This is a genomic window from Rhizobium sp. BK529, from assembly GCF_014194105.1.
In the GTDB taxonomy this organism is placed as follows: Bacteria; Pseudomonadota; Alphaproteobacteria; order Rhizobiales; family Rhizobiaceae; genus Rhizobium.
The window spans coordinates 385,539-409,180 of record NZ_JACIAU010000001.1 but is presented as its reverse complement, the minus strand read 5'-3'; the positions used below and the strand labels follow the sequence as shown (position 1 = coordinate 409,180).

Sequence of the window (23,642 nt, the reverse complement as noted above, 5' to 3'; positions counted from 1 at the left end):
GGAAGGCTTTTTTGTTATTGGGCCGCCACCTCGGCCTCTTCCTCGTGATCGGCGAGGAAGCCGCCGGACTGGCGGTTCCAGAGGTCGGCATAGATGCCGCCGTGGCTCACCAGCTCGCTATGCGTGCCGCTTTCAATAATGCGGCCCTTGTCGAGCACGATTAGCCGGTCCATCTCGGTCAAGGTCGACAGGCGGTGGGCGATCGCGATCACCGTCTTGCCTTCCATCAGCGCAAAGAGGTTCTCCTGGATCGCCGCTTCCACTTCGGAATCGAGCGCCGAGGTCGCCTCGTCGAGCACCAGGATCGGCGCATCCTTCAGGAAGACGCGGGCGATCGCGATACGCTGCCGCTGGCCGCCGGAGAGCTTTACGCCACGCTCACCGACCTGCGCGTCGAGCCCCTTGCGACCCTGCATGTCGACAAGCCCTTCGATGAACTCCCAGGCATTCGCCCGCCTTGCCGCCTCGATGACTTCCTCATCCGTCGCATCAGGACGCCCATAGGCGATGTTGTCGCGGATAGAGCGGTGCAAGAGCGACGTATCTTGCGTTACCACTCCGATCAGCGCACGAAGGCTGTCCTGCGACACCTCGGAAATATCCTGGCCGTCGATTGTGATGCGGCCGGCCTCCAGGTCGTAGAAGCGCAGCAGCAGGTTCATCAAGGTCGTCTTGCCCGCACCTGAGCGCCCGACGAGACCGACCTTCTCGCCGGCCTCGATGTCGAGCGACAGGTTGTCAACGACGCCTTTGCCCTTTCCGTAGTGGAAGCCGACGCGTTCATAATGAATCGCACCCTTCTTCGCCGTCAGTTGCAGCGCCCCCGGCTTGTCGACGATATCGTGCTGCTTCGACATCATCTCCATGCCGTCATAGACCGTGCCGATGTTCTCAAAGAGCGCCGAAACTTCCCACATGATCCATTGAGACATGCCGTTGACGCGCATCGCAAGGCCGATAGCGATGGAAATTGCGCCGACCGAGATCGTACCGTTCAGCCACAGATAGATGGATAGGCTGGAAATGATGAACAGCGAGATGCAGTTGTTCATGTAGACGCTCATATGGAAGAGCGTCACCTTGCGCATCTGGCTGTGCACCGTATCCAGAAAGCTATCCATGCTTTCCCTGGCATAGACTTCCTCACGGCCTGCATGAGAAAACAGCTTTACGGTGGCAATGTTCGTGTAGCTGTCGACCACGCGGCCCGTCATCAGCGAGCGCGCATCCGCCTGTTGGGCAGCGATCTTGCGAAGCCGCGGCACGAAATAGGCGACAATGCCGATATAGACGCCGAGCCAGACAAGGATCGGCAGCATAAGTCGCCAGTCGGCAGCCGCGATAATGACTATCATCGACAGGAAATAGGTCACGACATAGACGAAGACGTCGAGGATCTTCATGACCGTTTCGCGCACGGCAAGCGACGTCTGCATGACCTTGGTGGCAACACGTCCGGCAAACTCATTGGCAAAGAAGGTCATGCTGTGGCGCAGAAGGAAGCGGTGCATCTGCCAGCGCGCAATCATCGGATAATTTCCGAGCATCATCTGGTGCATGATAAGCGAATCGAGACCGGCAACGAGCGGCAGGCCGATCAGCACCAGGGCGCCCATCCAAACGAGCTTATAGCCTTCATTTTGCAGAAAGGTCGCGCGGTCGGCGTTCGTCAGCCAGTCGACGATGTCGCCGAGAAACTGGAAAAGTGCCACTTCGCCGACGGCAATCAGCGCCGTCAGAAACGCCATGAGCGCAAGCCATCCCGCCGCCGGCTTTGTATAATGCCAGCAGAAGGCAAAAAGACCCTTCGGGGGAGCAACGGGCTCCTCGCTCGGAAAGGGATTAAGTCGCTGTTCAAACCAGCTAAACATGAAAATCGCTCCGGAACTCCGCGTTCCGGCCCCAGCTTCGCACCTCAAAGGCACATGCAAGCACATATGGGAACCGGAAGTTCAAGGGGCGAGGCCGTAGCGGCCGCGCAATGATCAAATGGGCAATGGGGAAGAAAAGCGCCTTACACGCGCCAGATCGCCAAGCGTCGTATCACGGGCGGGAGGCGCATCAGCACAAATATATCCATGTCGGCGCTCCCTGTTGGCGATTGAAGATATGCACCGATAACGCGAAAATGCCAGAATTTCCAGCCCTATCACACGGAAAGTGACTATTGAATATTCAAAAATCGTCTTGTTGCGTCAAAATCACAGTTCGGATAGGTCATTTTCGCACTATCGCAACGGACAACCTGTCATGGCAGCCCTTAGACTGGCGCTCTACCAGCCCGATATTCCGGGCAATACCGGCACAATCCTGCGCCTTGCCGCCTGCCTGGGCTTTGCGGTCGATATCATCGAGCCCGCCGGATTTGACATTTCGGACCGAAACCTGAAGCGCGCGGGCATGGATTATCTGGCCGCCGCCGCTTTCACCCGCCATGTCAACTGGGAGCGTTTCGAAGAATGGCGTGCCGGAACCGACCGCCGCCTGATCCTTGCCACAACAAAAGCATCACAGCGCTATACGGATTTCACCTTCCATCCCGACGACATCCTGTTGTTCGGCCGCGAAAGCGCCGGCGCGCCCGATCACGTCCACGAGCGCGCGGACGGGCGCATCCTGATCCCGATGGTGGAAGGCCAGCGCTCGATCAACCTTGCTGTCTCCGCCGCGATGATCGTTGGCGAGGCGATGAGGCAGATAGTCTGGGCGTGAACCGGCCCTTATGCCGATCCTCGACGCATAATATGTCGCAGACGCGGCTTTGAATTGGCGAAAAAGCGCTATATTAATTAGCCAAGCAATCAATAAATCTGCACAAGCAGTGAGATTCCAACGATTTACTCGACTACGAAAACGAATAGTTGAGTAAATGTTCTCAAGAAGAAGAAAAAAACAAGGCTATGGAATCCACGATCGTCATGATCAACCTGTTCGGCGCGATAGCGCTGCTGCTCTTCGGCCTCGCGCAGGTCAAGGACGGCGTCACGCGCGCCTTTGGAGCACGCCTGAGGACCGGCCTGGCAACCGGTACGGCAACCGGGCCGCGCTCGATATTGTCGGGCTTCCTGGCAACGATCGCCCTTCAGAGCTCGACCGCCACAGCCCTGATGACAGCCTCTTTCGTGGAACGCGATCTCATCAAGCCGCGCATGGCTCAGATTGTGCTGCTCGGCGCCAATGTCGGCACCGCGGTGACCGCCTGGATCGTCGCCACGGGCATTGAATGGCTTTCGCCTCTCCTCATCCTCGCCGGCATGGTGCTCTACCGAGGAAACTCCAGCGCCCGCCATGGCGGCGGCACGGCGTTGATCGGCATTGGCCTGATGCTGCTCTCCCTCTATCTGCTCGGCAGTGCGACGGAGCCGATGCGCAATTCACCGGCGCTGGCTGCCTTCATTGGGCTGCTCGGTGACGCGTGGCCCGTTGCCCTCGCTCTTTCGGCAGCACTTGCCTTCATCTCGTCGTCCAGCCTCGCGGTGGTCGTCCTGGTCCTCTCGCTTGCCGCGACAGGCATCGTATCGCCGGAACTCATCATCGTTCTCGTCCTCGGCGCCAACATAGGCGGCGCGATCCCGCCTGTCGTCGCCACCCTCTCCGGCCCCGCCTCAGCAAGGCGCGTCACACTCGGCAATCTGATCGTGCGAACCGTGGGCTGCCTGATCGCGCTGCCGCTTGCCGGTTACGCTGCACCGCTCCTGCAGATGCTGCCTTTCGGCCCGGCGAAACTGCCGGTCGATACGCATCTTATGTTCAACATCCTGCTCGCCGCCCTCGCCTGGCCTTTCTCCCGAGCACTCTCGACCCTGACCGCCCGCCTCGTGCCCGATGATGCGCAACTGGACCAGGGACCGAAATTCCTCGACATGCAGCAATTGTCGACGCCCGTCGTGGCGCTTGCGAATGCGACGCGTGAAGTGCTCGGCGTCGGCGACATCATCGAACGCATGCTGCTGCGCGCCTCGGACGCTTTCAAACACAACGACATGTCCATGCTCGCCGAAATTCCCGCGCTCGAAAAAAGAGTCGACCTGTTGCAGCAGGAAGTGAAGGTCTACCTTTCCAAGCTCGGACGTGGCGGTCTGAGCGATGAGAATGCGCGCCGCTCCATCGTCATCATCGACTATGCGATCAACCTGGAACATATCGGTGACATCATCGAAAAAGGCCTGCTGCAGCAGGTCGGCAAGAAGGCCTCGCTCGGCCTGAAATTCTCCGAAGACGGCTACAGCGAATTGCGGAAGCTGTTCGATCTGACGGTCGACAATCTGCGTGTGGCACAGACGATCTTTGTCACCCGCGATTTCAATCTGGCCCGGCAGATGATGGAAGTGAAGGTCGAGGTGCGTCACATGGAGAAGCAATCGGCCGAACGACATTTGGAGCGCCTGCGCGACGGTCGGACCGACAGCTTGCAGACGAGTTCGCTGCATCTCGACATGCTACGCGACCTGAAGCGCATCAATGCGCACATCGTTTCAGTAGCACATCCGATTCTCGACGAAAGCGGCTTACTGATCGAAAGCCGTCTGCGTGATGCGGCGGAATAGGTTCAGTCGGCAGATGGCAGGCGGCGCATGGTGAATTCGATCTGGTCGCCTTCGAGCTGGCGCCAGCTCTCGACTTCAGTCCAGTAGGCGGCTTTCGGATACTCGTCGAACCATTCGCGCGCCTTGGCACGGGCTTCGGTCAGCCCCATCCTGTAGGTTTCGCGGATGAAATGATCCTTCTGCCGGGCGGACGCTTCTGCCCGATGCCTTGCGATCCTGCGCTTCAAGCCTTCAAAGGGCGGAGGCCCTGGAATTTTCGCCATGAAACCTACCTCTGGATGGAAGGTAGTATCGAAATTCAGCCTTTGCGAGTCGAATCTTGCACGTGCCTCCTCTGCTGGCGGCCCTCTGCCTCACCTGCTAAACCAATGTTGAAATCAGGAAAGAGCGAATCGCATGGAAAGACCGGAACTGCCGATCGGCCTGCCCGAAGACATCGAGGACAAGAAAGCCGCCGCCCGAACATGGTTCGAAGGGCTGCGTAATACGATCTGCGCCTCCTTCGAAACGCTGGAAGATGAACTCGAAGGCCCTCTCTCCGATCAGGAGCCCGGCCGTTTCGTCGCCAAAGACTGGTCGCGCGAAAACGGCGCCGGCGGCGGTGGCCGCATGTCCATGATGGAGGGCCGTGTCTTCGAGAAGGTCGGCGTCCACACCTCCACCGTCTACGGCGAATTCGCCCCCGACTTTCGGGCGCAGATACCGGGCGCCAATGAGGATCCGCGCTTCTGGGCATCAGGCATTTCGCTGATCGCCCACCCCGTCAATCCCAACGTGCCGGCCGTTCACATGAATACCCGTATGGTCGTCACCACCAGCCGCTGGTTCGGCGGCGGCGCCGATCTGACGCCGGTACTCGGACGCCGCCGCACGCAGGAAGATGAAGACACACAGCTCTTCCACAAAGCCATGGAGATCACCTGCCGAAACCATGCGGTCGCCGATTATGACGTCTACAAGAAATGGTGCGACGACTATTTCTTCCTCAAGCATCGCAATGAAGCGCGCGGCGTCGGCGGCATCTTCTACGACTGGCTGCATTCTAGCGAGGAAGCCGGCGGCTGGGATGCCGATTTTGCCTTCACCCGCGATGTCGGCCGGGCCTTTTCCATGGTCTATCCCAAGATCGTTCGCTCAAACTTCAACAAGGAGTGGACCGAAGCCGATCGTGACGAACAATTGATTCGCCGTGGCCGCTATGTGGAGTTTAATCTGCTTTATGACCGGGGAACGATCTTCGGCCTGAAAACCGGCGGCAATGTCGAATCCATTCTCTCGTCCCTGCCGCCCGTCGTGCGCTGGCCCTAAGGCACGGCGCACAAACAGATTTAAGGGTGCATGTGCTCTGCAATAGTCGCGCCACATTCCGAGTTGGCGCGCGGCGTGCCGATAAAAATGAAATACTAATCCGGTAAAATCGCGTTGAAAGGCCTTCATCAGAGCTGAGTGCGTCCTAAGTTAGTCTCTGTGCGTTACAATCGGAGGAGGATTGTCATGACGGTACAAAGCGGCTCGTCTGCTTCTGCAGATATTCAGGAAACGTCCCGCGCAGTCGACGCGCCCGAGTTTCTAACGCGCATTGCCGAAGACCTAAGAGCGAAAAGCGGCTCCGACCTGCCGCTTTCCTGCTTTATCCAGCAGGTGAAATTGCAGCTCGCAGGCGGCAAGACTCCGGAAGAAATTCAAGAGCAGGCAACACGTGCTGCCAACAGCAACATGCCCGCTCACCTTTCGGACACCTACATGGCCTGGGCAATGCCCCACCCATAAGCAGAGCCTTTCGGCCGATGTCCAGTCGGCCGAAGTTTTTCCTCCTCGGAACCTTCTCCATTGCCGCACATTCGTCAATCGCGCGAAAGCGCGGTTGTTTGGCGTTCCAGAGACAGGAGAAGACCATGCGACTTTTCGAATGCGGTACACTCGTTCCCGGGTGCGACTGGCACACCAGGGCCGATAATGATGCTGAAGTCGTTCGCCGCGCCGTCGAGCATATGAGAACCACGCACGGTGAAACGATCATTCGCGAAAACATGGTGGACAATATCAAGGCACGCATCCGCGACGAAGCGAACGCGGCCTGATCTTATCTGGTAATCTCCGAAAGCCGGGCGAGCAGCGTCGCCCGGTCGGCGAAGAAATTCTCTTCCACCCACTGGTTTTCCAAGGTCGAGAGTATTTCGCCGACCTTCGGTCCGGCCTGTATGCCCGTAGCCACTACATCCCCGCCGTTCAGCGGAAACTGCGGCTTCTTCCAAGCACGTGCATGGTCCAGAAGCTTTGAAAGCCGCGCCGAACGGCTCATCTCCTCGAAACTGCCCTCCGCCTTGCCGCGAGCGATGCTAAGGGCCAGCTTCAGCCGTACGATGATCCCGTCGGTACCATTGCGATAAAGCAGCCGTTCGAAAGCGGCAGCGGAAATCTCGTCGTTGACGGGTGCAGCCTTAACCCACTCCTTGAAATAGCTCGCCTCCGCATTCGAAACTTTCAACCGCGAGGCCAGCGCCTCCACACGCGTCGGATCGGGCGGGATGATCGAAGCAAGTCGTAACAACGGATCAGGCGCCCAACCGAGCGCCTTTTCGGTCGCAACAAGCGCCGGAATGGTGTCGATGCCCCATTTCTCGGTTTCCGGCAGGATTTCCGTCAAAACCGCAACCTGCCGCATCCACAGAAGCGCACGCCCCGGATCTTCCGCCGACAGGAGCTTCCTGAGTTCGGACCAGACCCGCTCGGCCGACAGCGTTTTGAGCTTCGAGCGCGCAGCCGACGAAGCTTTCAGGCCTTCCGCGTCAGGCCGGCCGGAGCCGTACCAGGCAAAGAAGCGGAAGAACCGCAGGATACGCAGATAATCCTCGGCAATCCTTGTCGCCGCATCACCAATGAAGCGGATATTACGCTTCTCTATATCAGCAAGCCCGCCCACGAGATCGATCACCTCGCCCGCAGCATTTGCGTAGAGCGCATTGATCGTAAGGTCGCGCCGCTCGGCATCGGATTGCCAGTCCGTGCTGAAAGCCACCTTGGCACGACGACCGTCCGTCTCCACGTCCGTACGCAGCGTCGTCACCTCGAAGGGCCGGCCATCGATGACGAGCGTTACCGTGCCATGGGCAACTCCTGTCGGCACCGCCTTGACACCAGCAGCTTGCGCCCGCTCCATCACCACCTCCGGTAGCAATGTGGTGGCAATATCGATATCAGCGACTGCCAGCCCCATCAGGCTGTTGCGCACCGCCCCCCCGACCACACGCCCTTCCCCGCCATCGGCGTTCAGGAGCGCAAAGACCTGGCCGAGCGCCGGATCCTGAAACCATGCCTGATCGGCGACTGAAGTCATGCATAAAGCCTTTCATAGAGCGTGCGGACGATACCCGCAGTGATGCCCCAGATCATTCGTGTTTTGTACGGCATGCGGTAGAAATGCCGGTCGATACCGTCGACCATGCGCTTGTCTCGCGTATGGTTGGCCGGGTCCATCAGGAAGGAAAGCGGCACCTCGAAAACATCGTCCACTTCGGTCGGATTGAGTTGCAGCGAAAAGCCGCGTCGTACGACGCCGAGAACGGGCGTGATCCGGAACCCGGTGGACGACAGGTAGTTGGGCAGCCGCCCGACCGTCTCGACGAAACCGCCAGCAAGACCGATCTCCTCCTCGGTTTCGCGGATCGCCGCCATCTCGGGGGAGACATCGTCGGGATCGATCGAGCCGCCGGGAAAGGCAATCTGGCCGGAATGCTTGCGCAGCGTCGCCGTGCGTTTGGTGAAGATCACCTTTGCCTCATCGCCATCATCGATGACAGGCACCAGTACGGCCGCGTCGCGCAGCTTGAAGGTCTCGACCAGCGCAACGATATCGGGATTGAGCGCATGATCGCCATGGTCACGCCAGGCATGATCGATGGGTGCGCCGATCTGGTGGAGCGCGCGCCGGCGGAACTCGGCAGCCGAAAATAAGGGGTAGGTCGTGCTGATCGCGTCACTCATCGGGAGGCAGCTTCCAGTTCGTCGGCCGGCATGATCGGAAAGGTCCCGCTGCCGGAGCGAACGACGAACATTTCCCGGCCGGCGACCTCGGCCACTTCGCCGAGTTCGACCAGTTCATACATCACGGCGCGCGAAACCAATGCTTCGAGCCGCCCCCGCACATGCAGGTATGGCTTCAGTTCACTATCTTTCGCATGCCTCGGGAAGCGTAAAGGGTGATCCTTGCCGGCCTCTATGACGTCGCCGACATTGGTGCGGAACGTCAGAACCTGCTGCCCATCCCGCTCGCTTGCATTCATCTCGACGGCGACAAAGGGCGCGTCGATGACCCTGATGCCGACCTTTTCCACAGGAGTTACGAGATAGGTTTTCCCGTCTTCGTCTTTCCTCAAGACGGTCGAAAAGAGCTGGACCAGCGGCTGCCGGCCGATCGGCGTGCCCATGTAAAACCACGTGCCATCCGCCCGGATCTCCATGTCGATATCGCCGCAAAAAGGCGGATTCCACTTGTCTACGGGCGGTAACCCGCGCTTTTTGCCGGATTTCGCCTCGGAGGCGCGCGAAATAAGCGCGGCAAGTCCCGCTGCATCCGCGCTATGCCTCATTTCCTCGGCTGCCATTCTTCCGTCTCGGTTTGCTCTTAACAAAATACAGTCACGAGATAGTCATTTGGAACAAACTTGTCAGCCCGCAACATCTTCATAACTGTATCGGGTATGAGGCACGCCTATTAAAGTCAGACGATTCGCAGCCGAATGATTTCAGCCGTTGGAGATGCCCATGGGTATGATCAAGACCGAAGCCAGCCTCGATGAACAGGCGATTGTCGCCGCCGCAGAAAGAGCGCTATCCGATATCGCCGCCGTCCGCGCGGAAGTTTCCAAGGTCATCTTCGGTCAGGAAAGCGTGGTTGAAAACACGCTTCTCGCCGTCCTTTCCGGTGGTCATGCCCTTCTCGTCGGTGTCCCTGGTCTCGCCAAGACGAGGCTGGTGACGACGCTAGGCGAAGTGTTGGGCCTTGCTGCAAACCGCATCCAGTTCACGCCCGACCTGATGCCATCAGATATTCTCGGTTCCGAAGTAATGGACCAGGACGAGAACGGTCGCCGCTCCTTCCGTTTCGTCAAGGGTCCGGTCTTCGCCCAGCTTCTGATGGCCGACGAAATCAACCGCGCCTCGCCGCGCACCCAGTCGGCGCTGCTGCAGGCGATGCAGGAATATCATATCACCATCGCCGGCCAGCGTTATGACCTGCCATCACCCTTCCACGTTCTGGCGACGCAGAACCCGCTGGAGCAGGAAGGCACCTATCCGCTTCCCGAAGCTCAGCTCGATCGCTTCCTTCTGCAGGTCGATGTCCACTATCCGGAGCTTGCGGCCGAACGTCAAATCCTGCTGGAGACCACCGGTCTCACCGAAGCCAAGCCCGAGCCGGTCATCAACGCCGCACGTCTGATAGAAATCCAGACGCTCGTGCGCCAGATGCCGGTCAGCGACACGGTTGTCGACGCCATCCTTTCGCTGGTGCGCTCCGCCCGTCCGGGTCAGGGAAATGCCTCCACCGACAAGCATGTCGCCTGGGGTCCTGGCCCACGCGCCGGCCAGGCGATGATGCTCTGCGCCCGCGCCCGCGCCCTCTATGAAGGTCGCCTGGCGCCCTCGCTCGACGATATCTATGCACTCGCCGAGCCCGTTCTCGAGCACCGCATGGCGCTGACGTTCGCTGCCCGTGCCGAGGGCATGTCGGTGCGAGACGTGATCGCCGGACTGGTGAAGCAGGCAAAGGGATAAGGAAGCGCTGCGCGTGGCATCTATCGGACAGATCGTCAATCCGACACCCGGCAGCGATGCCCTCCCCCGCGCAAGACAGCGGGCCTCCCTCGTGCCGGATTGTCTGGTCGAAGCCAAACGCATCGCCAATACCGTGATTGCCGGCTGGCATGGCCGCCGCAAACGCGGTATCGGCGAGAATTTCTGGCAGTTCCGCCCCTATAGCGAAGGCGAAAGCCTGTCGCGCATCGACTGGCGCCGCTCCGCTCGCGACGACCATACCTATGTGCGCGACCGTGAATGGGAAGCCGCCCACACGATCTGGCTCTGGGCCGACATGTCGCCGTCGATGATGTACCAGTCGACCTATGGCAGCGCGTCAAAGGAAAGCCGCGCGCTCGTCATCATGCTGGCGCTTGCCGAAATTCTTGCCCGTTCCGGCGAGCGTATCGGCTGCCCCGGTGTCATGGAACCGATCTCTGCCCGCAATGCTGCCGAGCGGCTTGCTGCTGCCCTGATGCACGCCCCGCTGACTGGCGGCCTGCCGGAAACCGTCATGGTGCGCGGCTGGAGCGATCTCATCCTCATCGGCGACTTCCTTGATGACGCGCCCTCCATTATGGCCCGCCTCGGCCCGCTTGCCCGCCGTGGTCTGCGCGGCCACGTCGTCGAGATCGCCGATCCGGCCGAGGAAATCTTTCCCTATAACGGCCGCACCGAATTCACCGATCCCGAGACCGGCGAACGGCTGACATCAGGTCGGGCCGAGAGCCTGCGTGAGGCCTATCGCAACGCCTACCTCGCCCGCCGCGAAAATCTCGGCCAGTCGTTGCGCCATCTCGGCTGGACCTTCGTCAGCCATCGTACCGATCATCTGGCATCCGAAGCGCTGGTCGCTGTCCATATGTATCTTTCCGGCATGCCGGCAAAGGCAACGCATGGAGGACAGTTTTGAGCGCGCTTCCCTTTGCCTTCGCCTACCCCGCCATCCTCGGCGCGCTGATTGCCCTTCCCGTTATCTGGTGGCTGTTGCGGTTGACACCGCCGCGCCCGCAGGCGGAAGTTTTCCCGCCGCTGAAAATCCTTGCGACAGTGCTGCGGCGCGAGGAAACGCCGGCACAGACCCCCTGGTGGCTTACGTTGCTGCGCATGTTGCTCGCAGCCGCCATCATCTTCGCGATCGCCGATCCGGTCGTCAATCCGCGTACCGGCACGGTCGCATCCGGTGGTCCGCTCGTCCTCTTCGTCGACAATAGCTGGGCTTCGGCGCCCGACTGGGAGCGCCGTGTCCAGACGGCCGACGCTCTGATTGCCGATGCCGAGTCCGCCGGCGCAGTCGTCTCCATTGCATTCACCGCCGATCCCACAAATGATGCGACACCCGGGACCGCCTCGGCCGCCCGCGAAAAGCTTCGCGCGGCCGAACCGAAGCCGCTCGTTCCGGATCGCCAGCGCGCATTCGAAGCTCTGCGCTCGGCTCTCAACGGCGCCCGTCCCGGCACGCTGGCCTTCCTCACCGATGGTACGGTAAGCCGCGACAACGATGCCACTGTACGTCAACTCTCCGAGCTCCAGCCCGCAGAACTACGCCTTATCGAAGGCGATGCAGCCCAGACGGTCGCCATTTCAGGCGCCACCAATACGGCAGATGCGATGACGGTGAAGGTCACCCGCCTCAGCCCCAGTGGCGCGGTCTCCGTCCCGATCAACGCACAGGATGCGCAGGGACGCGTGATCGCCACCGGCAGGGCCGACTTTGCGCCCGGCCAAACCAGTGTCAATGCCGGCATTTCGGCCCCCTTCGAAATGCGCAACGATTTTGCCCGCGTCAGCATCAACACCGGCGCCACCGCAGGCGCAGTGCATCTGCTCGACGATGCCTTCAAGCGCCGCCGGGTCGTGCTTCTCTCGGGCGAAAGCGGCGATGAATTCCAGCCGCTGTTGTCGCCGCTCTATTACATCCAGCGGGCGCTGGAACCCTATGCAGATCTGGTGCGCCCAAACGATGCCAATCTCTCGGTCGCCATTCCAAAGCTGCTCGCCAACAATCCCTCTGTTATCATCATGGCCGATATCGGCCGCCTGCCGGAGGATACCTACGCGCCACTGCAGCGCTGGATATCGAATGGCGGTATGCTCTTGCGTTTCGCCGGTCCGCGCCTTGCCGCCGCACCGGCCGAGGATCCGCTGATCCCGGTCATTCTACGCCAGGGCGAACGCGCCCTCGGCGGCAGCCTGTCTTGGAGCGAACCGCAGGCGCTGGCAGAATTTCCGAGCTTCAGCCCCTTTGCCGGCATACCGCGGCCGACCGACGTGACGGTCAACCGCCAGGTGCTGGCCGAGCCAACACCGGATCTCGCGGAGCGTACCTGGGCAAGCCTCACTGACGGTACGCCGCTCGTGACCATGAACAAGATGAATGCCGGCCAGATCGTGCTCTTTCATGTGAGCGCCGAGGCGACCTGGTCGAACCTGCCGATTTCGGGCACCTTCGTTGAAATGTTGCGACACCTCATCCAGATCTCGCGCTCCGGCGGTGTGACCTCGGAATCATCGGGCAGCGCGCGCATTGCCGAAACCCTGCCACCCTTCCGAATGCTGACGGCCAAAGGCACGCTGGTTACCGAAACCGGCAATGCCCGTCCGCTGATCCCGAATGCCAAGGCAGCGCCCATTGCCAATTTTGACAATCCGCCCGGCCTCTACGGCTCCGAGGACGGTTTTGCTGCACTGAACGTGCTCCCCGAAAATGCTGACCTGAAACCGCTCGATACGAGCGGCGTCAATGTCGTGCGTGCCGGCCTTATCGGTGGCGAAAGCTGGTCGGCCAAGCCGGCACTGTTCTTCATCGCCTTCCTGCTGCTTCTCGCCGACAGCCTGATCGTACTCTTCATGAATGGCGCTTTCTCCCGCATGCGCCCGCGCGCCCGCACTGCAGCAACGATCGCCGTTGCCCTCGCGGCCGGCCTCATGCTGCGACCGGATATCATGCATGCCAACGATACCCAGCCCGGTGACGACATCATCCTGCAGCGGCTCGATAATACCCATCTCGCCTATGTCGTAACCGGCGAACAGGATGTGGACAATATTTCCGAGCAGGGGCTCGATGGGCTGACGAAATTCCTGACCTACCGCACGACGCTGGAGCCGGCCCCACCCGTTGGCATCGATCTCAACAAGGACGAACTTGCCTTCTATCCGATCATCTACTGGCCGATTTCGGCAACCGCGCCCATGCCGTCGAACGCCGCCATCAGCCGCATCGACGCCTATATGCGCAATGGCGGCACGGTGCTGTTCGATACGCGCGACCAAATGGACTCGCTCGAAGGCAGCAACGACACGACCGCCAACGGCCAGCGTCTGCAAGAGATCCTTGCCAATCTGGACATTCCGCCGCTCGAGCCTGTTCCGCACGACCACGTGCTGACCAAGTCCTTTTATCTTCTATCGAGCTTCCCTGGCCGTTACACCGGCAGCCCGCTCTGGATCGAGGCGCGGCAGAACGGCCAGAGCAACAGCAACAAGCCGGCCGCCGCCGCGGATGGCGTTTCGCCGATCCTGATCACGGCAAACGACTTTGCCGGTGCCTGGGCCATCGACGAGAATGAAATGCCGGTGCTTCCGACCGTGCCGCCGGATGAAACGCAGCGCGAATATGCCTTCCGCGCCGGCGTCAACATCATGATGTACATGCTGACCGGCAACTACAAGACCGATCAGGTCCACGTGCCCGACCTGCTCGAACGGCTGGGACAGTGACATGACGCTTGATTATTCGCCCTTCTTGCCCTGGCCCTATTTAGCGGTACTGACTGCCATCGTGCTGCTGATCGCCGCCTTCGCGATCTGGCGCGGCATGCGCGGCGCATGGATCCGCACGCTGGCAGCGCTTGCACTGCTCGCCGCACTCGCCAATCCCGTGCTGCTGCAGGAAGACCGCGATCCGCTTTCCACCATCGTGCCCGTCATCGTCGACCGCAGCCAGAGCCAGCAGACAGCCGATCGTATGACGATGACGGATGACGCGCTTGCTTCGCTGAAGACCCAGCTCGCCCGCTTCCCGCAGATCGAGCCCCGCTTCGTCGACGTGAACGAGGACCGCAATTCCGATATGCCTTCCACCCGCCTCTTCGAGGCCTTGGCCGCTTCCATCGCCGATGTACCCCCTTCGCGGGTCGGTGGGGCGATCATGCTGACGGATGGCGAGGTGCATGACGTGCCCGGCGTCAATCAGGCACTGGGCTTCGACGCACCGATCCATGGCCTGATTACCGGCAAACCGAACGAGTTCGACCGTCGCATTGAAGTCATCAAGGCGCCTCGCTTCGGCATCGTCAACGAGGAGCAGCAGCTTATGCTGCGTGTCTTCGACGACGGCCCGAGCCCTGGCGGCGCGGCAACCGTGACGGTACGTCTCAACGGCGACGAGATCGCCACGCTCCAGGCAACGCCCGGCCAGGATACGCCCTTCTCCTTCAAGGTGACGCGCGGCGGCGCGAATGTCCTGGAATTCTCTGTTGCCGGCATCCCCGGCGAGGTGACGGACGCCAATAACCGCGCCGTCCACATTATCGACGGCATTCGCCAAAACCTGCGCGTTCTCCTCGTCTCGGGCGAGCCGCATGCGGGCGAACGCGCCTGGCGCAATCTCCTGAAATCGGATGCGTCCGTCGATCTCGTACATTTCACCATCCTGCGACCGCCTGAAAAGCAGGACGGCACGCCGATTAACGAGCTGTCGCTGATCGCCTTCCCGACGCGAGAGCTCTTCGTCGACAAGATCAAGGATTTCGACCTGATCATCTTCGACCGCTATCAGGATCGCGCCAATGTGCTGCCGATGCTCTATTACGACAACATCGCCCAGTATGTGGAAAATGGCGGCGCATTGCTGATTGCGGCCGGTCCCGAACACGCGAGCCCGGAATCGATCGCCATGACGCCGCTCGCCTCCGTGCTGCCGGCCGAGCCGACCGGACGGATGATCGAACAGGCCTTCTACCCCCGCCTTTCCGAACAGGGTCGCAAGCATCCCGTCACCCGCGGGCTCGATGGTTCTGCCGACGAACCGCCGCATTGGGGCCGCTGGTTCCGCAGCGTCGATGTCGGCAGACCGCAGGGCCAGACTGTCATGGTCGGCGCCGATAATCATCCTCTGCTCGTTTTGAACCGTGCCGGCCAGGGCCGTGTTGCCATGCTGCTCTCCGACCAGGGCTGGCTCTGGGCGCGCGGCTTCGAGGGCGGTGGTCCGCATGTTTCCCTCTATCGCCGCATCGCCCACTGGCTGATGAAGGAACCGGCGCTGGAAGAAGAGGCGCTGACGGCTCGTGCGTCCGGCCGCACACTGGAAATCACGCGCCAGACGATCGGCGATGCGCCGGGCGACGCAATCGTGCGCTACCCCTCCGGCAGGACCGAAAACCTGCCGCTGACGCAGACCGAGCCCGGTCTCTACAAGGCGGAAAAGCGCATGGACGAGATCGGGCTTTTCGAGATTCGCAACGGGGACCTGACGACGCTCGCCCATGTTGGCGCGGTCGACGCGCCGGAATTCAAGGCGATGATCTCAACGACGTCGGCGCTGAAGCCGATCACCGACAAGAGCCGCGGCCTAGTGGCTCGCGTCGTCAACAATGCCGGTACGATCAACGTTCCGCCGATCCTGCCGGTGCGCGGCCAGGTGCGCGTGACAGATAATGACCGCATGCAGATCCGCATGACCAATGAGACCGTGCTGAAGGGCATCAATACCCTGCCGCTCTTCGCGGGATTTGCGGGTGTCGGAATTCTGCTTCTGGCCTTTGGCGCCATGTGGTGGCGCGAAGGACGCTAGCCGTGGCAGAGTTCGAGCTCACCGCCTCCCCTTCACCGGAAGAGCTTGCGGTCATCGCCGATGGGCTGACGGCTTTCAACACAGCCGATGTCGGCCCGTCGGAACGACAGCTGCTAGCCGTCCTGATCCGCGATACCGATGGAAAGGTCTCCGGCGGCCTGTCCGGCTTCACCGCCTGGGGCTGGCTCTTCGTGCAGATGCTGTACATTCCCGACATGCTGCGCGGCAGTGGCATAGCCGGCAAGATCCTTGCGAAAGCGGAGGAAGAAGCGGCCGCCCGTGGCTGTCGCGGTGCCTGGATCGACACGTTCAACCCGCATGCGCTCAGTGCCTACCAGCGTCAGGGCTACGAAGTCTTCGGCGAGTTGCCGGATTTTCCCGAGGGCCGCACGCGGACGTTTCTCAAGAAGATGCTCTGACGACAGCAATTCCAGCAAAACTGCGCAGCGGTTTTGCGTCCGGAAGTGCGTAAGAGATAGAGTGTGTCCGCGATTCGAAGACGAATGGAAATGCTTTATCGCCGCCAGGCGATCTTGCCCTTCAGCCGTGCATGCGTGTCCTCTGCGATCGGTACGACGAGCACGCGGCCCGGATCGACGGGGCCGGGAAAAATCAGGGCGCCATAAGCGACCTTCTCGAAGCCGAGCGGACAATAATAGGGCGGATCGCCGACGAGAATGACGGCCTCCGAACCCTTGCGCCTGGCAGCCTCAACCGCGATGCGCACCAGTTCACGGCCGATACCTCTGTTCTTGTGTGACGGCCGCACCGCAAGCGGTCCGAGCAGATGGCCCCTGACCGTTCCGGCCAAAACCGGCGTCATCCGTACTGAAGCGATCGTTTCGCCGTCGTCGGCGCAGATGAAGGAGAGCGACAGATCATGCGGCCCCTGCTCGCGGATACGGGCCGCGGCGCGCGTGTGCCGGCCAGGGCCGAAGGCTTCTTCATTGATGAGTTCGATAGCGGCGTCGTGAGACGCCTCCTCGGTGAGGTAGACGAGATCGTGCTTGTACATGAGCATGGAAACAGAGACCGGATAAACGCAGATATATGGTTCGCGAACACGCCCTCAGGCGTTCGGGAGCATCAGCGTCGTCGCAGGCCTCTGAGATTAGACATCAAGCAGGATTCCAGAAATTTGTGAGGAAGGCGGATAGCAGGAAAAATTTCCGCCGTCTATTGCAAAAATTCCGTCGGCATCAGGGCGACTAAGACGCAGTGTTCAATCTTTGTTGCCCTGCAAAACGCGGCGCGATGCGATATCTATCGCTGCAACGATCACTTTCAGAGGTGAAGCTCATGGGCATGCTGGTGGACGGCGTCTGGCATGACGTCTGGTACGATACGAAGGAAACGAAGGGCCATTTCAAGCGCCAGCCCTCGCAATTCCGCAACTGGATTACGGCAAATGGAGAAGCCGGCCCGAGTGGGAAAGGCAGCTTCAAAGCCGAGGCTGGCCGCTATCACCTTTATGTCTCCCTCGCCTGCCCCTGGGCGCATCGCACGCTGATTTTCCGCAAGCTGAAGAAGCTCGAAGATCTGATTTCCGTTTCGATCGTCGACCCGCTGATGGTGGAAAACGGCTGGGAGTTCAAGGTCGGCAATAGCGCAACGGGCGATCAGCTCTTTGGTTCAAAGACCCTATGGGAAGTCTATGTGAAAGCGGATCCGCATTATTCCGGCCGCGTCACGGTCCCGGTGCTCTGGGACAAGCATACGGGCACGATCGTCAACAACGAGTCGGCCGAAATCATCCGCATGTTCAACAGCGCCTTCAATCACCTGACCGGATCGACGGCGGACTATTATCCGGAAGACCTGCGGGCGGAGATCGATGCACTCAACGATGTTGTCTACGATACCGTCAACAACGGCGTCTACAAGGCAGGTTTTGCGACCACGCAGGCTGCCTACGAGGAGAATGTCGTCAAGCTCTTCGAAACGCTCGACAGACTCGACGCACGCCTCGGCAAGGGGCGTTACCTTTTCGGCGATCGGCAGACCGAAGCCGACTGGCGCCTCTTCACGACGCTGATACGTTTCGATTCTGTTTATGTTGGCCACTTCAAATGCAACATCCGCCGCATCGAAGATTACCCCAACCTGCAGGGCTACCTGCGCGATCTCTACCAGACGCCTGATGTGGCAGACACGGTCAATTTCAGCCACATCAAGCAGCACTATTACCGCAGCCATAAGACAATCAACCCGACCGGCATCGTGCCATCAGGTCCGGCGCTCGATCTCGACCGGCCACACGGCCGTGACAAGTTTGCAGCCGCCGCCTGAGCCTCACCAGTAATGCGCCGGCTCTGCCTCACCGCGGAGCTCGGCGAGCCTTCGCAGCGTCGCTTCAGTCGTCTCTTCGGGCAGATTGTCGATCTCGAAGAAGCCGCTTTCGGCAATCTCCCAGTCCGGCGGCCGCGGCGCGGTCTGCTCTACGGTGGCGCGGTAGAACACCACATGGTCGCGCCGAGTGATGTTGGTGTTGAAATAGACGTGAAAGAGCTGAGGTTTGCCGACGATCTTGAGATTGCCTTCCTCGCGCAATTCCTTGATCAGCGCCTCTTCTGCCGTCTCGTTTCGCTCAAGCCCGCCGCCCGGCATATGCCATCCTCCGGTATAGCTGTGACGAACGAGAAAGAGCCGACCCTTGTCGTCAAAACAGGCTGCGCGCACCCCCATCGTCATGCCGCGCACAAAGGAAAAATATACGTGCAGCAGCCTCAATGACACTTTCATGTGAAGGGGCCATGTTTGTTTATCTGCCATGGGTTCTTTCAGACTCTCATCGCCAAGATGTGTTTGAATTGTAAATAAGCTGGTCTATGTGTCGTTGCATGTTCAAGCTCGCGCATATCTCCGACGTCCATCTTGGACCCCTGCCACGCCTTTCCATTCACGAGCTTTTCTCGAAACGCATTACGGGCTTTGTGAACTGGCACCGCAACCGGCGCAAGCATCTTTTCGGTAGCACGCTCGATCTGCTGCTGGACGACATTCGCACTCATAAGGCCGACCATCTGGCGGTCACCGGCGACCTCGTCAATCTTGCAAGCGGCATTGAGATCCGCAGCGCGGCAGCCTGGCTGCGCGAACTCGGCGATCCCGCCGCCACCTCGGTCGTACCCGGCAATCATGACGCCTATGTGCCGGGTGCCTACGAGAAATCGATGCGCGCCTGGTATGATTACGTGCGCGGCGACCTCGCCCCACCGGAATGGGAAGAAGACCGCCACATCTTCCCTTACCTACGCATCCGCGACAAGGTCGCAATCGTCGGCTGTTCCACCGCGGTCGCAACCCCACCGTTCGCCGCGTCGGGATTCTTCGGCGCGCGTCAGGCACGCGATACGGTCAACATGCTGCGCGCTGCCGGCGAGGCCGGCCTTTTTCGCGTCGTCATGATCCATCATCCGCCGATCCGCGGTGCGACCTCTTTCTACAAGCGCATGATCGGCATCCGCCGTTTCGCGGCCGTCGTGTCGACGGGTGGAGCAGAACTCGTGCTGCATGGTCACACACATCTCAACACCCTTTACTGGCTGCGCGGACAGACCGGTCCGGTGCCGGTCGTCGGTATCGCTTCGGCCTCGCAGGGGCCGGGCGGCATCAAGCCCCGAGCCGCCTATAACCTCTTCTCGATTTCCGGCTCCCCGGGCGCCTGGGACTTGAAGGGCGAACGCTTCAGCATAAACGACGCAGCCGACGGCATGATGCCGAAAAGCGTTGATATTTTCGCACTTTAGAAGCGGTTGTGGAATCAATCTCGGCGCCAGTTCAATTAACTTGTGAAGAGCGGTCGCCGACGTCGCAACGGAAGCAATAAAGGCCGCCAGGCCTATTGGTATTTTTAAGCGTCGGCGTACAATTCGACCAATGCGTCGCCTCAAAACGGAGTATGCCTGATGACTGCTTCCCTTCATCGCCTGTGCAGACTTTCGCTTGTTTCCATCTTCGCTGTCGGGCTAGCCACATCCGCTTTTGCGGTCGGTGGCAGCAATGATGACACCTCACCGCCCCCAAAGACCGAAACGACCAAAACCTGCACCAAGGGCAAGGTCTGGGACGCCAAGAAGAAGGAATGCGTCGATGCCAAAAAGCAGAGCTTCAACGATGACGAGCTCTTCAACTTTGCCCGCGAATTCGCTTATGCCGGCCAGTATGAGAACGCGATCACGGTGCTCAACCTCGCCAAGAACCAGAACGATCCGCGCATCCTGAACTATCTCGGCTATGCCAACCGCAAGGCCGGCCGTGTGGAACTCGGCATGTCCTATTATAGGAAGGCGCTGCAGCAGGATGAGAATTATATCCTCGCCCGCTCCTACATGGGCATGGCGCTCGTCGAGCAAGGCGACCTCCAGGGCGCACGCGTCCAGCTCGTCGAGATCCGCGATCGCGGTGGCGAGAATACCTGGGCCTATCGTGCCCTTCTCCAGAGCCTGAACGGTTACAGGACATATTGAGGCAAGCTCCACGGGGTATGGTACGAAATCCCTTGGGAAGGGATGGATGAATTCAGATCCCCGCGCTTGCGAAATGCAGGCGACTTGTTCCATAAAGCCGCCTGCATGGCCGGGGTAAATACAAGGCTTCGTGCCCGCCGGGCAATGCCCGTACGCGGAGCCGGCTCGAATGCAAAGACGCCTGCCGATGTGAATGCTTCTTGGAACGACAATGCGCCAACCCGCCACCACCACCGATATCCGGCGTGACCTCGTCGGCCTCCTGCCCCGCCTCCGCCGCTTTGCTATTACGCTCGCGGGAGAGACGGCGACGGCCGATGAACTGGTCCAGGCGGTCTGTCTGCGTGCAATTTCCAAGGGAAACCAGTGGAACGGCGAAGGCCGGCTGGAAAGCTGGATCTATACGGTGGCCCGTCAGCAATGGGCCGAAGACAGCCGCAAGCGTAAGCCGCGGCCAGCCGCACGGGGCAACGTCACTGATATCCGCGACGCCATTCGCGACCGTAGCGCCGTCGTCGATACCGATGCGCTGCACCGCCTGCTCGCGGAAATGCCCGAAGGCGTCGCCAGTATTTTCCTGCTGATCGACGTAGAGGGCCATAGCTACCAGCAGGCGGCTGAGATCATGGGCATCGCGATCGGCAGCATCGCTGGTCAACTTGCCACAGCACGACTCCATTTCGCCGCATTGTCCGGTCACAATCCACCCGTCCACAGGTACTGACTGATTTGCTCGATTTCAAAAAACAGCCGCTTGAAGCCCAGCTTGCCGCCCTCCTCGACGGTGAAACGACACCGGAACAGAAGCTGGAGCTGGAAAACCGGCTCGCAATCGATGAAAACGCCCGCAAGCTCTACGACAAGCTCCGCCACGGTGTCGATTTTGGCCGCCGCAAGCTGGATGACATGCTGAAGGAACCGGTTCCCTTGTCGCTTGTCCGTTCCATCAAGAGCACGCAGCCACCGAAGACACCGATCGCCCAGCGCAACGCACGCCCGCAGCTCAAGCTCGCGCCAAGCGGCCGTCAGGCGCTTGCAGCTGCTCTCATCCTTTTCGTCATAGGCGGCGGCATCGGCTATTTCATCGGCAATGCGCCGGATACGGATGATGCCGCACCGGTCGCAACGCCCCAGATCAATACAAATGACTGGCTGGGTGACGTCACCGCCTTCCAGCGACTTCTGATGCGCCAGCCGCGTCATCTCGTCGAAGTCCCGGCCTCACAGGCCGAAGAAATCTCGTCATGGCTGACCACCGCAATCGGCGTGCCATTCCGCGTGCCGGATCTCTCGGCTAAATCCTGGACCTTCCAGGGTGCGCGCGTGATCCTCGGCGATAGCCGTCCCGTGGGTCAGCTCGTCTATTCCAATGCCGATGGCGATATTGTCTCGATCTGCTTCCGCAAGGATGCCCAGCCGCCGGCAACGGAAGACTTCAAGGAAACGATACGCGACGAGATCGGCTTGGTAACCTGGCACAATGCCGGCACTTCCTATGTCCTGGCAGGCCCCTCCGCCGAAGCCACGCTTAGCCAGCTTGCCATGGAAATCGCCGCCGCTATCTGACGGCTACGGCACCAGCACGACCTTTCCGCTGACCCGGCGCTCCTCCAGCGCGCGATGCGCCTCTGCAGCCTCATGGAGCGGAAAGCTTCCCCCTTGCACAACGCTCAAGGCTCTTGAGACAACAAGTTCGAAGAGCGCGGCGAGATCCCTTCTCCAATCGTCTGCAATCAGCGGCAGAAGCGAGAAACCCTTCAATGACTGGTTCAGATCGAGCATGGAACGGATTTCGGCGAGATCGAATGAAAACCGTCCCATCGCCGCCAGCAGCATCTCCCCGGCGGGAGCAAGCGCTGCGAGTGAAGCCTTGGCGAGATCGCCGCCGACGGTCTCATAAATAACGTCGGCGCCTTGTCCTGCAGTCGCCGCCTTCACCGAGGCCACCCAACCCTCCCTGGTATAATCGACCGCCAGATCGGCACCGAGCGACAATGCAAGCTTCCTCTTTGCCTCGCTGCCCGCACCGGCAATGACCATGGACGCGCCTTCAGACCTGGCTAACTGCACCAGTAGGGAACCCACACCACCGCCGGCAGCGTTGACAATTACGGCCTTTCCCTTGGGCGGGCTGCGGCGCACCATATGGAGAGCTGTCAGCCCCTGCACCATCAGCGCCGTGGCATCCGCAAAAGATACGCTGTCCGGCAGTCGCACCAACGAATCCGAATCCACGACCACATATTCCGCATAGCCGCCATAGCCGTGTCTGATGGCAAAAAGCGGCACGGCGACACGTCCTCCAACGAGCGAGGTATCAGCACCCGGTCCGGACACTTCGACAACGCCTGCCGCTTCCACGCCGGGAAACATCGGCAGCGACGGCGTCATGGCGTAGCGACCGCCGCGCATTAGAACCTCAAAAAAATTGACGCCGGCGGCATGGACGCGCACCAGCACCTCCCTCTCTTTCGGCTCGGGCGTCGGTACTTCGACAAGCTTGAGAACCTCTGGTGGACCGAATCGGCTAAACTGAATGGCTTTCATGGCGACCTCGCGTTTTGATGGCGTGGGGTCGTCTTAGCACTCGATTTCCAGCTCAAAATACACACATATCAGTGCCCTACCCACCAGGAGGTGTCCATGGCCGAGCCAATCAAGAGGCTGCCGAAACTGCCCGTAGAGCGGGCTCTGAAAGTGATCTCCGGGCGATGGAAGCCCGTCATTCTCTACTATATCTTTTCCGGCCCCAAACGGCTTTCGGAACTGAAGCGCATGATGCCTGACATCACCCAGAAGGTGCTGATCCAGCAATTGCGGGAAATGGAGGAACACGGCCTCGTGCGCCGCGAGGTCTTTGGCGAGGTGCCGGCGCGGGTGGAATATACGGTGACCGAACTTGGCCTCGGACTGGAGCCGATCCTCTTTGCGCTATGCCAATGGGGACAGGACCATGCTGAGGCGCAGGGCGAGCTCGATGAGCTCGCCGATTGCATCGTCAGGCCGCGTCACGCCGGAGCGATCGCGGCCTGA

The 23,642-nt window shown here is 60.5% G+C and carries 24 protein-coding genes; 16 read left to right on the top strand and 8 right to left on the bottom strand.

Going from position 1 to position 23,642, the window contains the following annotated elements; translation table 11 throughout:
- Nucleotides 1-14 precede the first annotated feature (14 nt).
- Nucleotides 15-1,871: an ABC transporter ATP-binding protein gene (locus FHX08_RS01985; RefSeq protein ID WP_132653637.1), complete on the bottom strand. Its 1,857-nt coding sequence runs from the start codon at nucleotides 1,869-1,871 to the stop codon at nucleotides 15-17.
- Nucleotides 1,872-2,250: 379 nt separating this feature from the next.
- Between FHX08_RS01985 and FHX08_RS01980 the strand changes: the two genes are divergently transcribed.
- Both FHX08_RS01980 and FHX08_RS01975 read left to right on the top strand, forming a co-directional pair.
- Nucleotides 2,251-2,712, top strand: coding sequence for a tRNA (cytidine(34)-2'-O)-methyltransferase (locus FHX08_RS01980; RefSeq protein WP_132653636.1), 462 nt, complete (start codon nucleotides 2,251-2,253; stop codon nucleotides 2,710-2,712).
- Nucleotides 2,713-2,900: 188 nt separating this feature from the next.
- Nucleotides 2,901-4,547: a Na/Pi cotransporter family protein gene (locus FHX08_RS01975; RefSeq protein WP_132653635.1), complete on the top strand. Its 1,647-nt coding sequence runs from the start codon at nucleotides 2,901-2,903 to the stop codon at nucleotides 4,545-4,547.
- A gap of 2 nt (nucleotides 4,548-4,549) precedes the next feature.
- Here the strand turns inward: FHX08_RS01975 and FHX08_RS01970 are convergent, their stop codons facing one another.
- Complete coding sequence (locus FHX08_RS01970) at nucleotides 4,550-4,810, bottom strand: hypothetical protein (protein ID WP_132653634.1); 261 nt, start codon at nucleotides 4,808-4,810, stop codon at nucleotides 4,550-4,552.
- Nucleotides 4,811-4,943: 133 nt separating this feature from the next.
- Between FHX08_RS01970 and hemF the strand changes: the two genes are divergently transcribed.
- From hemF to FHX08_RS01955, 3 genes are all read left to right on the top strand, one after another.
- On the top strand, nucleotides 4,944-5,855 hold the full coding sequence (gene hemF / locus FHX08_RS01965) for an oxygen-dependent coproporphyrinogen oxidase (protein WP_132653633.1): 912 nt from the start codon (nucleotides 4,944-4,946) through the stop codon (nucleotides 5,853-5,855).
- 186 nt (nucleotides 5,856-6,041) lie between these two features.
- Nucleotides 6,042-6,317 (top strand): hypothetical protein, encoded by a 276-nt coding sequence (locus FHX08_RS01960; RefSeq protein WP_132653632.1) that lies wholly within the window; start codon nucleotides 6,042-6,044, stop codon nucleotides 6,315-6,317.
- A 125-nt stretch (nucleotides 6,318-6,442) separates the two neighbouring features.
- Nucleotides 6,443-6,628, top strand: coding sequence for a DUF1059 domain-containing protein (locus FHX08_RS01955; RefSeq protein ID WP_132653631.1), 186 nt, complete (start codon nucleotides 6,443-6,445; stop codon nucleotides 6,626-6,628).
- A gap of 2 nt (nucleotides 6,629-6,630) precedes the next feature.
- Here the strand turns inward: FHX08_RS01955 and FHX08_RS01950 are convergent, their stop codons facing one another.
- Genes FHX08_RS01950 through FHX08_RS01940 form a run of 3 tightly spaced genes read right to left on the bottom strand, consistent with a single transcriptional unit; the run spans nucleotide 6,631 to nucleotide 9,151 of the window.
- Entirely contained in the window at nucleotides 6,631-7,884 is a 1,254-nt protein-coding gene (locus FHX08_RS01950; protein WP_132653630.1) for a CCA tRNA nucleotidyltransferase, read from the bottom strand.
- Nucleotides 7,881-8,531: a CoA pyrophosphatase gene (locus FHX08_RS01945; RefSeq protein ID WP_132653629.1), complete on the bottom strand. Its 651-nt coding sequence runs from the start codon at nucleotides 8,529-8,531 to the stop codon at nucleotides 7,881-7,883. The genes FHX08_RS01950 and FHX08_RS01945 overlap by 4 nt, the downstream gene beginning before the upstream one ends.
- Complete coding sequence (locus tag FHX08_RS01940; protein WP_132653628.1) at nucleotides 8,528-9,151, bottom strand: DUF1285 domain-containing protein; 624 nt, start codon at nucleotides 9,149-9,151, stop codon at nucleotides 8,528-8,530. Before FHX08_RS01940 ends, FHX08_RS01945 begins: the two co-directional genes overlap by 4 nt.
- 160 nt (nucleotides 9,152-9,311) lie before the next feature.
- Here FHX08_RS01940 and FHX08_RS01935 point away from each other — a divergent pair, with 160 nt between their 5' ends.
- The 5 genes from FHX08_RS01935 to FHX08_RS01915 are packed head-to-tail and all read left to right on the top strand — an operon-like array spanning nucleotide 9,312 to nucleotide 16,559.
- Nucleotides 9,312-10,322, top strand: coding sequence for an AAA family ATPase (locus FHX08_RS01935; protein WP_132653627.1), 1,011 nt, complete (start codon nucleotides 9,312-9,314; stop codon nucleotides 10,320-10,322).
- A gap of 13 nt (nucleotides 10,323-10,335) precedes the next feature.
- A complete protein-coding gene (locus FHX08_RS01930) occupies nucleotides 10,336-11,256 on the top strand; it encodes a DUF58 domain-containing protein (protein WP_132653626.1) in 921 nt (306 codons plus the stop codon).
- Nucleotides 11,253-14,066, top strand: a complete 2,814-nt coding sequence (locus FHX08_RS01925; protein ID WP_132653625.1) for a DUF4159 domain-containing protein — start codon at nucleotides 11,253-11,255, stop codon at nucleotides 14,064-14,066. The genes FHX08_RS01930 and FHX08_RS01925 overlap by 4 nt, the downstream gene beginning before the upstream one ends.
- Before the next feature lies 1 nt (nucleotide 14,067).
- Nucleotides 14,068-16,140, top strand: coding sequence for a hypothetical protein (locus FHX08_RS01920; RefSeq protein WP_132653624.1), 2,073 nt, complete (start codon nucleotides 14,068-14,070; stop codon nucleotides 16,138-16,140).
- 2 nt (nucleotides 16,141-16,142) lie between these two features.
- A complete protein-coding gene (locus FHX08_RS01915; protein WP_132653623.1) occupies nucleotides 16,143-16,559 on the top strand; it encodes an N-acetyltransferase in 417 nt (138 codons plus the stop codon).
- A 95-nt stretch (nucleotides 16,560-16,654) separates the two neighbouring features.
- On the opposite strand, the gene FHX08_RS01910 is transcribed toward FHX08_RS01915, so the two are convergent.
- Entirely contained in the window at nucleotides 16,655-17,161 is a 507-nt protein-coding gene (locus tag FHX08_RS01910; protein ID WP_132653622.1) for a GNAT family N-acetyltransferase, read from the bottom strand.
- 278 nt (nucleotides 17,162-17,439) lie between these two features.
- On the opposite strand from FHX08_RS01910, the gene FHX08_RS01905 reads away from it, so the two are divergent.
- Nucleotides 17,440-18,429 carry a glutathione S-transferase family protein gene (locus FHX08_RS01905; protein WP_132653621.1) on the top strand — a complete coding sequence of 330 codons (990 nt, stop codon included), beginning with the start codon at nucleotides 17,440-17,442 and terminating at the stop codon, nucleotides 18,427-18,429.
- Nucleotides 18,430-18,432: 3 nt separating this feature from the next.
- Here FHX08_RS01905 and FHX08_RS01900 read toward each other — a convergent pair whose 3' ends face one another.
- Nucleotides 18,433-18,912, bottom strand: a complete 480-nt coding sequence (locus FHX08_RS01900; protein ID WP_132653620.1) for an NUDIX domain-containing protein — start codon at nucleotides 18,910-18,912, stop codon at nucleotides 18,433-18,435.
- 68 nt (nucleotides 18,913-18,980) lie between these two features.
- On the opposite strand from FHX08_RS01900, the gene FHX08_RS01895 reads away from it, so the two are divergent.
- The 4 genes from FHX08_RS01895 to FHX08_RS01880 all read left to right on the top strand — a co-directional run bounded on the left by FHX08_RS01895 (nucleotide 18,981) and on the right by FHX08_RS01880 (nucleotide 22,175).
- Nucleotides 18,981-19,889: a metallophosphoesterase family protein gene (locus FHX08_RS01895; protein WP_132653619.1), complete on the top strand. Its 909-nt coding sequence runs from the start codon at nucleotides 18,981-18,983 to the stop codon at nucleotides 19,887-19,889.
- 159 nt (nucleotides 19,890-20,048) lie between these two features.
- Entirely contained in the window at nucleotides 20,049-20,609 is a 561-nt protein-coding gene (locus FHX08_RS01890; protein WP_132653618.1) for a hypothetical protein, read from the top strand.
- A gap of 211 nt (nucleotides 20,610-20,820) precedes the next feature.
- Entirely contained in the window at nucleotides 20,821-21,333 is a 513-nt protein-coding gene (locus tag FHX08_RS01885; protein ID WP_132653617.1) for an RNA polymerase sigma factor, read from the top strand.
- Between the two features lie 5 nt (nucleotides 21,334-21,338).
- Nucleotides 21,339-22,175 (top strand): anti-sigma factor, encoded by an 837-nt coding sequence (locus tag FHX08_RS01880; RefSeq protein ID WP_132653616.1) that lies wholly within the window; start codon nucleotides 21,339-21,341, stop codon nucleotides 22,173-22,175.
- A gap of 3 nt (nucleotides 22,176-22,178) precedes the next feature.
- Here FHX08_RS01880 and FHX08_RS01875 read toward each other — a convergent pair whose 3' ends face one another.
- Entirely contained in the window at nucleotides 22,179-23,156 is a 978-nt protein-coding gene (locus FHX08_RS01875; RefSeq protein ID WP_132653615.1) for a zinc-binding alcohol dehydrogenase family protein, read from the bottom strand.
- 96 nt (nucleotides 23,157-23,252) lie between these two features.
- On the opposite strand from FHX08_RS01875, the gene FHX08_RS01870 reads away from it, so the two are divergent.
- Entirely contained in the window at nucleotides 23,253-23,642 is a 390-nt protein-coding gene (locus FHX08_RS01870) for a winged helix-turn-helix transcriptional regulator (protein WP_132653614.1), read from the top strand.